Genomic DNA, 12987 nt, shown 5'->3' with positions numbered 1-12987 from the left:
GTCGACATTCCTCGCCACGCGAACGTACCCTCCGTGCCCATTCGGCCCCACCCCGCCATGACGTGGTTATCCACCCGTTACTAGCCAGTAACGAACCCCCTTGTGCGGGGGCCCGGAATGGACCACGATCGGCGACGCTCGGTCCGAACCGCACCACCCCGGCAACCACCCGGGACGCGGCGAGGGTCCCCACCGGGTGGACCGGCGCTCCGGCACCGGTCGTGGACAGGGGGGTTCCCGCTCTCACCGAACGGGGCCTGTCCGATCAGGTCGCGCGCCAAGGCGCGGCCCATGGTTGTCGCTCGGGGGTGATCGCCGGTGATTCGGACGCGCAACGCGCCGCCTGATGCCTCGGCGCTCTCCTTCCCGAGGACGTAGCTCTTCTCCCATCCCAGGACGGGCCCCGCGCCCTTCCGGAGATGTACGTCCGAGAAGGAGGAATTCTCATGAAGTCCCAGGTTCGTGGCGGGACCAGATGGAAGCGGTTCGCCGTCGTCATGGTCCCGAGTGTGGCCGCGACGGCCGCGATCGGTGTCGGCCTGGCCCAGGGCGCGCTCGCCGCGTCCTTCAGCATCTCCGGCCAGGAGTTCAAGGTTAAGGCCGACAGCCTCGTCGGTACGAACTTCGTCCAGTACGGCAGCGTCGACGCCGGCAAGGACCTCGAGGGCAAGGACTTCGCCGCCCCGGTGGCGGTGTCCGGCTTCTCCGAGGCCTGGATCACCAACATGTGCCAGTCGGTCGTGACGCCGAAGGTGCCGTTCATCGGTGACGTCACCCTCCGTCTGGAGGCCGGCACCGACGCCGTGAAGTCCGGCGAGGCCAAGGACAAGGTCTACGCGAAGGGCATCTACCTCGATGTCTCCGAGCTCAAGGCCGACGCCGAGTTCACCAACATCGACATCGGCATCGCGGCCGGCCAGCTCAACGCGGGCCCCGACGGCAAGCCGGTTCCGGGCAAGCCGGGCATCCAGCCCAACACCAAGGCCAACCCGTACGGCTTCGGCCAGCGTGCCGAGCAGGCGACGCTGAACAACGTGGAGCAGAAGGCGTGGGCCACCACGGCCGGCACCTTCAAGCTCCCCGACCTTCACCTGTCCCTGAGCCGGGGCACCTCGAAGGAGTGCTACTAGGACTGACCGGTCCGCGAGGACCAGGTCGTCCTGAGGGTGGGGCCGCCCCGTGCGGTCCCACCCGCCAGGCACCCTCTCTTCAACTTCTCAGCAACACCGCTTCCAGGGAGCTGTTCCATGAGCGCCGAGATCCCCGCCTCCCGCGAAGTCCCCAAGAAGGAGAACCGGTTCAAGGTCTGGCGGCAGACCCGGCCCTTCTGGGCGGGACTGTTCACCATGATCGGCGGCGTGCCGATCGCCTACCTTCCGTACGGGGACATGCGGCTCGGCAATGTCACCCTCGCCATGCAGACCACCGCCGGAGCCGGCGCGCTGATCATCGGCGTCCTGCTCATCACGCTCGGTCTGACGATGTGGTTCCAGCCCATCGTCCGGGTGTTCGCGGGTGTCGCGACGATCGTCCTGGCGCTCGTCTCCATCCCGGTCTCGAACTTCGGCGGCCTGGTCGTCGGCTATCTGTTCGCGGTCATCGGCGGCGGCATGTCCGCCGCGTGGGCGCCCGCCCCGCCGGCCGAGGAGGCCGACGAGGCAGAGACCGACGCAGAGCACGACGGCCGGCCGGAGGCCTCCGACGAGGCCGCCCCCGCCCCCGCCCTCGACCCCGAGACCGAGGCCATGGTGGCGGCCGTATTCCCGGAGCAGCGCGAGGGCGCGCAGCCGCTGACCGACACGACGATCGACGCCAAGGGCGGGAGGAACAGTGCGGGGTGACGAGACTCAGTCGGCGCTCGCGAAGGAGGGCCCGCGTCACGCGGCCCCGCGCAAGTCGCTGCTGAACAGGATCCAGGGCCCCGCGGGCAAGGCGATGGCGCTGGCCGCCATGCCGACCGCGGTGTTCGTGGGCATGGGCCTCACGCCCAGGCTCGCCCTCGCCGACGAGAAGGACATCCCCTTCGCCCCCGGCCCCTGCGTGACGCGCTCGGACGAGCCGACGCAGGAGGAGACGGAGAAGCCGGCCGAGACGACGAAGCCGACGCCCTCGTCCACCCCCACCGCGACGCCCTCCACGACCGCGACGGCCACCCCCACCGCCACCGCGACCCCCACCGCCACCGGAAGCCCGACGCCGACCGCGACGGAGACCGAGCAGGCGACCACGCGCCGGACGGAGGAAGAGGCGAAGACCACCGCCTCGCCGACCGCGACCCCGACACCGACGGCCACCCCCACGCCGACGAAGTCGAAGAACCCGCTCGACCCGCTGGGCGTCGGCGACGCGCTCAAGGACCTGTTCGACGGCCCGGACCCGAAGCCGACGGAGACGCCCACCACGGCGGCCCCGACGACCCAGGCACCCACCCCGAGCGCCTCCACGACGGCCCCCGCCGACAAGCCCGAGACCGCCGACGAGCCGGCCGCGACCACTCCGCCGACGTCGACCGCCACTCCGAAGGCGACCGCCGACCCGGGCGCGGAGAAGACGAAGCGGCAGATCGAGAAGGCCGCCGAGGAGGCGGGCGCGAAGGTCCAGGAGCTGCCGGAGAGTGCCAAGGGCCTGGACGCCAAGAAGGACGAGTCCATACCCGACGGCGCCAAGCCCCGGTTCCCGTGCCCCGAGCCGGACCCCGAGGCGCTCGCGGCCGCCGACATGGAGCCGGGCATCCCGCTGCTCCCGGACGAGCCGTGGCGGCTGGAGAGCTCGCTGCTCACCCTGAAGGGCCTCAAGTACCACGGCATCGTCGAGGTCAAGACGGGCAGCGGCAAGCTCAAGAAGGTCCTGAAGTTCACCGCGTCCGGCGTCGACATCAAGGACCTGCACCAGCTGACGGTCCACTCCGAGGGCCGCACGGGCCACGTCCGCTCCGACAAGGGCTCGACGTCGACCATCACCGACGGCACGGTGACGATGTACACGGAGGAGCTGAAGGGCAACCTCTTCGGCATCATCCCGATCACCTTCGGCCCGGAGAGCCCGCCCCCGCTGGACGTCCCCTTCGCGTTCTTCACCCAGGTGAAGCTCAAGCAGGCGGGCCAGTTCGGCGGCACCCTCAAGGTCCCGGGCCTCCGCAACACGATCGAGCCCAGCTGATCCCCGTACCTCGGGGACCCGTACGACGGACCGGCCGTACGACAGGCCGGCCGTAGGCCGTACGACAGACCGCGGCTCCACGACGAAGCCCCCGTCCGCGCAGAGCGGACGGGGGCTTCGTCGTGACGTCAGGCGCGCTCGCCGCCACCGAGGTGGTGGACGCGGACCATGTTCGTCGTGCCGGGGACGCCGGGGGGCGAGCCAGCGGTGATGACCATGGTGTCGCCCGCGTTGTAGCGCTGGAGCTTCAGGAGCTCGGCGTCCACCAGGTCGACCATCGCGTCCGTGTTGTCCACGTGCGGGACGACGAAGGACTCGACGCCCCAGCTCAGGGTGAGCTGGTTGCGGGTGTTCTCGTCCGTCGTGAAGGCGAGGATCGGCTGCTGGACGCGGTAGCGCGAGAGGCGGCGGGCCGTGTCGCCGGACTGGGTGAAGGCGACCAGGGCCTTGCCGCCCAGGAAGTCGGCGATCTCGCAGGCCGCACGGGCGACGGAACCGCCCTGGGTGCGCGGCTTCTTGCCCGGGACCAGGGGCTGGAGGCCCTTGGAGAGCAGCTCCTCCTCGGCCGCGGCGACGATCTTCGACATCGTCTTCACGGTCTCGATCGGGTACGCGCCGACCGAGGACTCGGCCGACAGCATGACCGCGTCCGCGCCGTCCAGGATGGCGTTGGCGACGTCGCTCGCCTCGGCGCGGGTCGGACGGGAGTTGGTGATCATCGACTCCATCATCTGGGTCGCGACGATCACCGGCTTGGCGTTGCGGCGGCACATCTCCACGAGGCGCTTCTGCACCATCGGGACCTTCTCGAGCGGGTACTCGACGGCGAGGTCGCCACGGGCCACCATGACCGCGTCGAAGGCCGCGACGACGGCCTCCATGTTCTCGACGGCCTGCGGCTTCTCGACCTTGGCGATGACGGGGACCCGGCGGCCCTCCTCGTCCATCACCTTGTGGACGTCCTTGACGTCGTCGGCGTCGCGGACGAAGGAGAGCGCGACCATGTCGCAGCCCATACGGAGCGCGAAACGGAGGTCGTCGACGTCCTTCTCCGACAGGGCGGGGACGTTGACCGCCGCGCCGGGCAGGTTGATGCCCTTGTGGTCGGAGATGACACCGCCCTCGACGACGATGGTCTTGACCCGGGGGCCCTCGACCTCGACGACCCGCAGTTCGACGTTGCCGTCGTTGATCAGGACCTGGTCGCCCTTGGAGACATCGCCGGGCAGGCCCTTGTAGGTGGTGCCGCAGATGGACTTGTCACCGGGGACGTCCTCGGTGGTGATGGTGAACTCGTCACCGCGCACCAGCTCGACCGGGCCCTCGGCGAAGGTCTCGAGACGGATCTTGGGGCCCTGGAGGTCGGCGAGTACGCCGACGGCACGACCGGTGTCCGCGGAGACCTGCCGGACGCGGTCGTACCGCTCCTGGTGTTCCGCCTGGGAACCGTGGCTGAAGTTGAATCGGGCCACGTTCATGCCGGCCTCGATGAGAGCCTTCAGCTGCTCATACGAGTCGACGGCGGGGCCCAGCGTGCAGACGATTTTGGAACGGCGCATGAGGCGGATCCTATCGGTTTGTTTCGCTGCGGAATATTCCGGCTGGCGGAAAGTACAAATGGGCGCGGGGTCGCTCAGGCGTTCACTTCTCCGAGTGTTTCTCCGAGTGCTTCGACGCGGGTTTCACCGGGCGTTTCCGCGGGCCTTTCCCCGGGTGCCTCCCCGCCCACCAGAGCGAAGGTCTGACGGGCGATCTCCAGCTCCTCGTCCGTCGGCACCACGGCGACCGCCACCCGCGCGTAGTTCGGCGAGATCAGCCGTGCCTCGTCCGACCGCACCGCGTTGAGGTCCGCGTCCACCGCGAGCCCCAGCTCCTCCAGCCCCCTGATCGCGGCCTCCCGCACCGGGGCCGCGTTCTCCCCGACCCCCGCCGTGAACGCCACCGCGTCCACCCTGCCGAGCACCGCGTAGTACGCCCCGATGTACTTCTTCAGCCGGTGGACGTAGATGTCGAAGGCGAGCGCCGCACGCTCGTCGCCCTCGTCGATCCGGCGGCGGATCTCCCGCATGTCGTTGTCGCCGCAGAGCCCCACCAGCCCGGACTTCTTGTTCAGCAGGACGTCGATGTCGTCGGCCGACATGCCCGCCACCCGCTTGAGGTGGAAGGTGACCGCCGGGTCGACGTCGCCGGATCGGGTGCCCATGACCAGGCCCTCCAGCGGCGTCAGACCCATCGAGGTGTCCACACAGCGGCCGCCCCGCACCGCGGAGGCGGACGCGCCGTTGCCCAGGTGCAGCACGATCACGTTCACCTCCTCCGGCTCCCTGCCGAGCAGCTTCGCCGTCTCCCGCGACACGTACGCGTGCGAGGTGCCGTGGAAGCCGTACCGCCGGATCCGGTACGCGTCGGCCGTCTCCACGTCGATCGCGTACCGCGCCGCCGCCTCCGGCATCGTCGTGTGGAAGGCCGTGTCGAAGACCGCGACCTGCGGGAGGTCCGGGCGGAGCGCCGTCGCCGTACGGATGCCCGTGAGGTTCGCCGGGTTGTGCAGCGGCGCCACCGGCACGAGCCGCTCGATCTCCGCCAGCACCTCGTCGTCGATGACCGTCGGCTCGGTGAACCGCAGCCCGCCGTGCACCACCCGATGGCCGATCGCCGCCAGCTCGGGGGAGTCGAGCCCGAGCCCGTCCGCCGCCAGCTCCTCGGCGACCGCCTTCAGCGCGGCCGCGTGGTCGGCGATCGGGCCGTTCTTCTCGCGCTTCTCGCCCCCGCCGCCCTGGAGCGGGGTGTGCACGAGTCGCGAGGTCTCCTCGCCGATCCGCTCCACCAGACCCTGGGCGAGCCGGCTGTCGTCGCGCATGTCGAGCAGCTGGTACTTCACCGACGAGGAGCCGGAGTTGAGGACCAGGACACGAGTGGGGGTTGTCATGCCGGGATCTCCTGGGCCTGGGACTGGATCGCCGTGATGGCGACCGTGTTGACGATGTCGCTGACGAGCGCGCCCCGCGAGAGGTCGTTCACGGGCTTGCGCAGACCCTGGAGCACCGGGCCGACGGCCACCGCGCCGGCCGAACGCTGCACGGCCTTGTAGGTGTTGTTGCCGGTGTTGAGGTCCGGGAAGATCAGCACGGTCGCCTGCCCCGCCACCTCCGAGCCCGGCAGCTTCGTCGCCGCGACGGAGGGCTCGACGGCGGCGTCGTACTGGATGGGCCCCTCGATCCGCAGCTCCGGGTGTGCCTCCCGGACCAGCTTCGTCGCCTCCCGCACCTTGTCGACGTCGGCGCCGGAGCCCGACGTGCCGGTCGAGTACGAGAGCATCGCTATCCGCGGCTCGACGCCGAAGCGGGCCGCGGTGGCCGCCGACTGGACGGCGATGTCCGCGAGCTGTTCGGCGTTCGGGTCCGGGTTGACCGCGCAGTCGCCGTACACGAGGACCTTGTCGGCGAGGCACATGAAGAAGACCGACGAGACGATCGAGGCCTCCGGCTTCGTCTTGATGATCTCGAAGGCGGGGCGGATCGTCGCCGCCGTGGAGTGCACCGAACCGGAGACCATGCCGTCGGCCAGACCCTCCTGGACCATCAGCGTGCCGAAGTAGTTGACGTCCGAGACCACGTCGTACGCCAGCTCCACGGTGACGCCCTTGTGGGCCCGCAGCGCCGCGTACTTCTCGGCGAACGAGTCCCGCAGCTCCGAGGTCGCCGGGTCGATCAGCTGCGTGCCGGCGAGCGCGATGCCCAGATCGGCGGCCTTCTTGCGGATGACCTCGACGTCGCCGAGGAGCGTCAGGTCGCACACGTCACGGCGCAGCAGCACGTCGGCGGCGCGCAGCACCCGCTCCTCGGTGCCCTCCGGGAGCACCACCCGGCGCCGGTCGGCCCGCGCCTGCTCGATGAGTTCGTGTTCGAACATCATCGGGGTGACCCGGCCGCTGCGGGCCACCGAGACCCGCTTGAGCAGGTCGGCCGTGTCCACGTGCCGCTCGAACAGGCCGAGGGCGGTCTCCGCCTTGCGCGGGGTGGCCGCGTTCAGCTTGCCCTCAAGGGCGAAGAGTTCGGTGGCGGTGGGGAAGCTGTTGCCCGGTACGGAGATGACCGGGGTGCCCGGCGCGAGACGGGCCGCCAGGGTCAGGATCTCGTCGCTGGGCCGCTCGTTCAGGGTGAGCAGCACACCGGCGATCGGCGGGGTGCCGGCGGAGTGCGCGGCCAGTGCCCCGACGACCAGGTCGGCCCGGTCCCCGGGGGTGACGACCAGACAGCCCGGGGTCAGCGCGTTGAGGAAGTTCGGCAGCATCGCGCCGCCGAAGACGAAGTCCAGCGCGTCGCGCGCGAGGCCGGCGTCGTCGCCGAGGACCACGGAGGCGCCGAGCGCGTGCCTGATCTGGGCGACGGTGGGTGCGGCGAGCGCCGGCTCGTCCGGCAGGACGTAGCAGGGCACGGGCAGCCGGGCCGTGAGCCGCTCGGCGATGACCTCGCGGTCCTCGGCCGCCACCCGGTTGACGACCATCGCGAGCACGTCGCAGCCGAGTCCGTCGTACGCCCGGAAGGCGTTGCGCGCCTCGGACCGCACGGACTCCGCCGGCTGGCCCTTGCCGCCGACGACCGGGATGACGGAGGCGCCGAACTCGTTGGCGAGCCGCGCGTTGAGCGCCAGCTCGTCGGGGAGCTGGGTGGCGGCGAAGTCGGTGCCGAGGACGAGGACGACCTCGTACTCGCGGGCGACCGCGTGGAAGCGGTCGACCAGCTGCGACACCAGCTCGTCGGTGCCCCGTTCGGCCTGCAGCGCGGAGGCCTCGTGGTAGTCCATGCCGTAGACCGTCGAGGCGTCCTGCGACAGCCGGTAGCGGGTGCGCAGCAGGTCGAAGAGCCGGTCGGGACCGTCGTGCACCAGCGGCCGGAACACCCCCACCCGGTCCACCTGGCGGGTGAGGAGCTCCATGACTCCCAGCTCGACGACCTGGCGGCCGTCACCGCGATCGATCCCGGTCACGTACACGCTGCGCGTCACGCCGTGGTCTCCTGTCCAGTCCTGCGGAAAACGGGACTCACGGAGCCGGGGCGAGCGGTGCCCTCGCGGCACGCTCGCGGCCCGTACGTCGGCCGACGCCTTCGTCCCTCGCGTCAACCGACTGTGCTCAGAAAGCCCCGATAGGGCGGCATTACCCCCTTGACAATACCCCCGCCGATGGTTAGGTCGCCCGCCGGACAAAGGGCCCGGAACCCCGGGACGAAAGGCCTCCGCGAGCGCCCCGGGAGGAACGCGCGGAGCGGCCGCGAGCGCGCCCCTCAGGCCGGGCGTGTGAGAATCGCTCTGGCTCACCAAGGAACGCGACCGAGCAGGAGACACAGCACGATGCGCATCGGAGTTCTCACCGCAGGCGGCGACTGCCCCGGCCTGAACGCAGTGATCCGGTCGGTCGTGCACCGGGCGCTGACCGGCCACGACGACGAGGTCATCGGCTTCGAGGACGGCTTCAAGGGCCTCCTCGACGGCCACTACCGGCCCCTCGACCTCAACGCCGTCAGCGGCATCCTGGCCCGCGGCGGCACCATCCTCGGCTCCGCGCGCCTGGAGCGGAACCGGCTGGCCGAGGCCGCCGAATCCGCCCCCGACCTGGCCCGCGAGTACGGCATCGACGTCCTCATCCCCATCGGCGGCGAAGGCACCCTGACCGCCGCCCGGATGCTCTCCGACGCCGGCATGCCCGTCGTCGGCGTCCCGAAGACGATCGACAACGACATCTCGTCCACGGACCGCACCTTCGGCTTCGACACCGCCGTCGGCGTCGCCACCGAGGCGATGGACCGCCTCAAGACCACCGCCGAGTCCCACCAGCGGGTGATGGTCGTCGAGGTGATGGGCCGCCACGCCGGCTGGATCGCCCTGGAGTCCGGCATGGCCGGCGGCGCGCACGGCATCTGCCTCCCCGAGCGGCCCTTCGAGGTCGACGACCTGGTCAAGATGGTCGAGGAGCGCTTCGCCCGCGGCAAGAAGTTCGCCGTCATCTGCGTCGCCGAGGGTGCCCATCCGGTCGAGGGCTCGATGGAGTACAAGAAGGGCGAGATCGACCAGTTCGGCCACGAGCGCTTCCAGGGCATCGGCAACCAGCTCGCCGTCGAGCTGGAGCGGCGCCTCGGCAAGGAGGCCCGCCCGGTCATCCTCGGCCACGTCCAGCGCGGCGGCACGCCGACCGCGTACGACCGGGTGCTCGCGACCCGCTTCGGCTGGCACGCGGTGGAGGCCGCGCACCGCGGCGAGTTCGGCAGGATGACGGCGCTGCGGGGCACGGGCGTCGAGATGGTGCCGCTGGCCGAGGCGGTCACGCGCCTCAAGACGGTCCCGGAGGACCGCATCCGCGAGGCGGAGTCCGTCTTCTAGGGACGCCTTCCGGGGGCGTCCTCCAGGGACGCCTCGTCCTTCCGGGGACGCCTCGTCCTTCCGGGGACGCCTCGTCCTTCCGGGGACGCCTCGTCCTTCCGGGGACGCCTCGTCCGTACGGCCCCACCGTCGGGACCTCCGTCCCGACCTGTCCCGGATTCCCGCCGGGACCCCGGCACACCCGAGTGGCCCCGACCGTCCCCCCGTGGACGGTCGGGGCCACTCCGCCGTGCTCGGCATCACCCCTGGAAATGCCGGGATCCACTCTTGAGCCGGAGCGTGCGATCAACAAGGCTTGGGGCTTGTCCCGGACATGTCCCAACCCCTGTCCGGCGGAGTTCGGCGGGTTCGTTCGAAGGGAAGAGGCGCGGATGACACCGGGGCGGCACACCCCTGACCCGCGGGAGGCGCGCACCCCCGCCGAGTTCCTCGCCCGCCTCCAGGCCCTCAAGGACTGGTCGGGCCTGACCTACCGCGAGCTCTCGGCCGCGGCGGAGGCACGCGGGGACGTCCTGCCCCGGTCCACCGTGGCGAACATGCTCGCCCGCGCGACCCTGCCCCGCGACGAACTGCTGACCGCCTTCGTCCGCGCCTGCGGGGTGACGCCGGCCGAGCTGGAGGAGTGGCGGACGGTACGGACGGAGCTGGCGGGACGGGGCGGGTACGGGGCGGAAGCGTCGGTGTCGGAGACGGAGGCGGCTGATACGGCTGATACGGCTGATACGGCTGATACGGCGGAGGAGCCGGAGTCGGAGCCGGAGTCGGCAGGCCCACCGCTCTCCTGGCCCGAGCCCGAGCCCGGTCCCGAGGCCGCGGCCGAGCCGCAGGGCGGTACGTCCGACCACCCTCCCGGCACCTCGTCCCGCATACGGCGCGCGCTCGTCGCCACCGTCGCCGTGACCGGCCTCGTCCTCGCCGGGGTCAGCGTCGTCGCCCTCCTCCGCGACGGCGGCACCGGCCCCGCGGGCCACCCGCCGCGTACCCCCCACGCCGTGGCCCCCGCCGCCGGGGACGTACGCATCAGGGTGACCGGAACCGACTTCTGCCTCGCGGAGCGGCGCGGCACCCGCTCCGGGCGGATCCATCAGGTGCCCTGCGCCGAGCCGGACTTCCCGCTCTACTCCCTCGCGGCGGTGGGCACCGGCCGGTGGAGGATCGCCTCCGACCACCCCGACTTCGGCCCGGGGTGCTCCGGCATACCCTCCGGCGGCCGGATACCCGACTCCGCCTTCGAGGACTCCGAGTGCGGGGACCCCAGCCGGGTCGAGGCCTTCGCCCTGGAGCCGTACGGCACTCCCGAGGGCCCCGTCCGCGGTTTCCGGATCGTGCCGGTCGGCTCCGCGACCCCCGGCACCTGCGTCACCGTCGTCGGTGACCGCGAGGCCGCCTGGGCACGGCTGGCCCAGGCGCCCTGCACGCCGGACGCAGCCGGCCAGCTCTTCTCCTTCGAGCGGCGGGACTGAGCGGGAGCAGGGGCGGGGGCGGGAGCGGGATCAGGAGCCGGAACAGCAGCAGACTCAGGACTCAGGACCCGGCACTCACGAGTCGGGACTCAGGACCGGGACGTCGAGCGCGTTTCGGGCGAGGCTCACGGCCTCCGGCCGGCAGTTCGTCTCGGGGTCGCCCTTCGTCCTGAGCGTGACCGAGACGCGCAGGGTGAGATTGCTGTCGCGCAGATGCAGGACGCAGTCGCCCTCACCTTCCGAGGGGACCGCCCAGTACGCCTCGTCGCCGACGTCCAGATCCGCGGTGCCGCCGCCGGCCGACTGCGCGGCGTGCTCGGTCTTCTGCCGGTCCGTCGCCTCGCCGAACCTGCCCGTGGGGGTCCTGACGTTCCACCAGACCTCGGCGCTCTCGGCCTTCGCCTCGCCCGACGTCCCGGTGGTCCAGGAGCAGCGGATCTCCGGACCGGTGGCGCGGGCGACGGAGAAGTCCCGCTCCGGGTTCCGCTCGTACGAGGGCAGCGCGAGGTTCACGTCCTTGCAGGCGGGCAGCGCGCGGTACTTGTCCGTGTCCGGGTCCTCGCGCAGCAGGAGGTATCCGCCGACGCCCGTCCCCGCCACGACGAGCAGCCCTGCGGCGACGAGCGCGACGGTCCTTCCGCGGCCCCTCCGCCGCGGCGGTTCCGGAGGAACGGGAACGGGAACGGGAACGGAAACGGGAGCGGGAGGGGGAACGGGAGCGGGCGAGGCCGGGACGGCGGGTGCGGGGACCCGCGCGGGCGCCGTGACCGTCGGCTGCGCGGTCGGGTGCGTCGTCGGCTGTGCGGTCGGGTGGGCCGCCGGCCGGGCGGGCGCCGCGGGTGCCTCGGCCGGGCGGGACCGCACGACGACCGTGGGAGTCGGGGTCGGCCCCTCGCCGAGCAACGCGCCGAGACGGGCCTGCTGCTCGGCCACCAGGGCGTGGACCGCCGGCGGCCAGACCCGGGCGGCCGGCGGGACCGGGCCGAGGAGTCCGATCAACCGGGCCGGGGTGGGCCGGGCGGCCGGGTCCTTGGCGAGGCACGCCTCCACGATCCCGCGCAGCCCCGTCGGCACCCCGCTCAGATCGGGAACGCCCTGCACCACGTTGGCGAGCGTCTGGAACGTCGACGTGCCGGCGAACGGAGACGCCCCGGTCAGTGCGAGGACGAGGACGGCGCCGAGCGAGAACACATCGCTCGCGGGGGTGAGTTCCCGGCTCTCCGCCTGCTCGGGCGACATGAACGGGGGCGAGCCGATGACCCACCCGGTCTGTGTCAGCTGCGTCGGCTCGGCGGCCCCCGGGTGCTCCACCGCCCGCGCGATGCCGAAGTCGATGACCCGGACCCCGTCCTCCGCGAGCAGGACGTTCTCGGGCTTGAGGTCGCGGTGGATCAGCCCCACCCGGTGGATCTCGGTCAGCGCCGAAGCCAGGCCCAGGGCGAGCCGGCGTACGGCGGCCTCGGGCAGCGGACCGGTCTCCCGCACGGCCGCCCCGAGCGAGGGCCCGGTCACGAACACCGAGGCGAGCCAGGGGAGGGCGGCGTCCGCGTCGGCGTCCATCACGGCCGCCGTGTAGGCGCCGGAGACCCTGCGGGAGGCGGCGACCTCGCGGCGGAAGCGGGCCCGGAAGTCGTCGTCGGAGGCGAACCGGGCGTGCACCTGCTTGACGGCCGCGAGCCGGCCGTCGTGGGCCGCGCCCAGGAGCACGCGGCCCATGCCCCCGTGCCCGAGCTCGGCGAGCAGTCGGTACGGACCGACCTCGGTCGGCTCGGAGTCGTCGAGCGGTTTCATCACAGGCCCCCCACGGCACAAGCCCCCGAGGCGCCGTGGCGCCGTCCGTCCGCCGAGATCCTACTGATCCCGGCGCCCTGACGTCCCGGCGGCGGGCGCGTGGGGGTGTGGGGGGGGGGGGGGGGGGGGGGGGGGGGAGGCGGGGGGGGGGGGGGGGGGGGGGGGGGGGGGGGGGGTGGGGGTGGGGGGGGGGGGG

Annotated in this window: 9 protein-coding genes; 5 read left to right on the top strand and 4 right to left on the bottom strand. The window is 72.1% G+C overall.

All coding sequences use genetic code 11. The features are described 5' to 3' along the window. Nucleotides 1-446: 446 nt before the first annotated feature. The 3 genes from ACZ4XX_RS11400 (at nucleotide 447) to ACZ4XX_RS11390 (ending at nucleotide 3159) form a co-directional block, all read left to right on the top strand. Nucleotides 447-1130 carry a DUF6230 family protein gene (locus ACZ4XX_RS11400; protein ID WP_327164273.1) on the top strand — a complete coding sequence of 228 codons (684 nt, stop codon included), beginning with the start codon at nucleotides 447-449 and terminating at the stop codon, nucleotides 1128-1130. A 117-nt stretch (nucleotides 1131-1247) separates the two neighbouring features. Next, complete coding sequence (locus ACZ4XX_RS11395) at nucleotides 1248-1841, top strand: DUF6114 domain-containing protein (protein ID WP_468507708.1); 594 nt, start codon at nucleotides 1248-1250, stop codon at nucleotides 1839-1841. Further along, the gene (locus tag ACZ4XX_RS11390) at nucleotides 1831-3159 is read left to right on the top strand and encodes a hypothetical protein (protein WP_468507707.1); all 1329 of its coding nucleotides are present in this window, start codon (nucleotides 1831-1833) and stop codon (nucleotides 3157-3159) included. Before ACZ4XX_RS11395 ends, ACZ4XX_RS11390 begins: the two co-directional genes overlap by 11 nt. Nucleotides 3160-3287: 128 nt before the next feature. On the opposite strand, the gene pyk is transcribed toward ACZ4XX_RS11390, so the two are convergent. The 3 genes from pyk to pta form a co-directional block, all read right to left on the bottom strand. Continuing rightward, entirely contained in the window at nucleotides 3288-4718 is a 1431-nt protein-coding gene (gene pyk, locus ACZ4XX_RS11385; protein WP_468507706.1) for a pyruvate kinase, read from the bottom strand. 74 nt (nucleotides 4719-4792) lie between these two features. After that, a complete protein-coding gene (locus ACZ4XX_RS11380; RefSeq protein WP_468507705.1) occupies nucleotides 4793-6088 on the bottom strand; it encodes an acetate kinase in 1296 nt (431 codons plus the stop codon). Continuing rightward, nucleotides 6085-8166, bottom strand: coding sequence for a phosphate acetyltransferase (pta, locus tag ACZ4XX_RS11375; protein ID WP_468507704.1), 2082 nt, complete (start codon nucleotides 8164-8166; stop codon nucleotides 6085-6087). Before pta ends, ACZ4XX_RS11380 begins: the two co-directional genes overlap by 4 nt. A gap of 345 nt (nucleotides 8167-8511) precedes the next feature. On the opposite strand from pta, the gene ACZ4XX_RS11370 reads away from it, so the two are divergent. Together ACZ4XX_RS11370 and ACZ4XX_RS11365 are read left to right on the top strand one after the other, a co-directional pair. Beyond that, nucleotides 8512-9537: an ATP-dependent 6-phosphofructokinase gene (locus ACZ4XX_RS11370; RefSeq protein ID WP_030321192.1), complete on the top strand. Its 1026-nt coding sequence runs from the start codon at nucleotides 8512-8514 to the stop codon at nucleotides 9535-9537. Nucleotides 9538-9908: 371 nt separating this feature from the next. After that, nucleotides 9909-11000 (top strand): helix-turn-helix domain-containing protein, encoded by a 1092-nt coding sequence (locus tag ACZ4XX_RS11365; protein WP_468507703.1) that lies wholly within the window; start codon nucleotides 9909-9911, stop codon nucleotides 10998-11000. Nucleotides 11001-11075: 75 nt separating this feature from the next. Here ACZ4XX_RS11365 and ACZ4XX_RS11360 read toward each other — a convergent pair whose 3' ends face one another. Continuing rightward, entirely contained in the window at nucleotides 11076-12791 is a 1716-nt protein-coding gene (locus ACZ4XX_RS11360) for a serine/threonine-protein kinase (RefSeq protein WP_468507702.1), read from the bottom strand. Nucleotides 12792-12987: the final 196 nt, after the last annotated feature.

It is taken from the genome of Streptomyces sp. NPDC029956 (genome assembly GCF_055574655.1).
The sequence above is the reverse complement of the archived record's forward strand: the minus strand, read 5'-3'. Positions and strand labels throughout refer to the sequence as shown.

Excerpts from the sequence above, each read along its gene's own strand:
- ACZ4XX_RS11400 (WP_327164273.1), top strand. The coding sequence starts at position 447 with ATGAAGTCCCAGGTTCGTGGCGGGACCAGATGGAAGCGGTTCGCCGTC.
- ACZ4XX_RS11395 (WP_468507708.1), top strand. The coding sequence starts at position 1,248 with ATGAGCGCCGAGATCCCCGCCTCCCGCGAAGTCCCCAAGAAGGAGAAC.
- pyk (WP_468507706.1), bottom strand. The coding sequence starts at position 4,718 with ATGCGCCGTTCCAAAATCGTCTGCACGCTGGGCCCCGCCGTCGACTCG.
- ACZ4XX_RS11380 (WP_468507705.1), bottom strand. The coding sequence starts at position 6,088 with ATGACAACCCCCACTCGTGTCCTGGTCCTCAACTCCGGCTCCTCGTCG.
- ACZ4XX_RS11370 (WP_030321192.1), top strand. The coding sequence starts at position 8,512 with ATGCGCATCGGAGTTCTCACCGCAGGCGGCGACTGCCCCGGCCTGAAC.
- ACZ4XX_RS11365 (WP_468507703.1), top strand. The coding sequence starts at position 9,909 with ATGACACCGGGGCGGCACACCCCTGACCCGCGGGAGGCGCGCACCCCC.
- ACZ4XX_RS11360 (WP_468507702.1), bottom strand. The coding sequence starts at position 12,791 with ATGAAACCGCTCGACGACTCCGAGCCGACCGAGGTCGGTCCGTACCGA.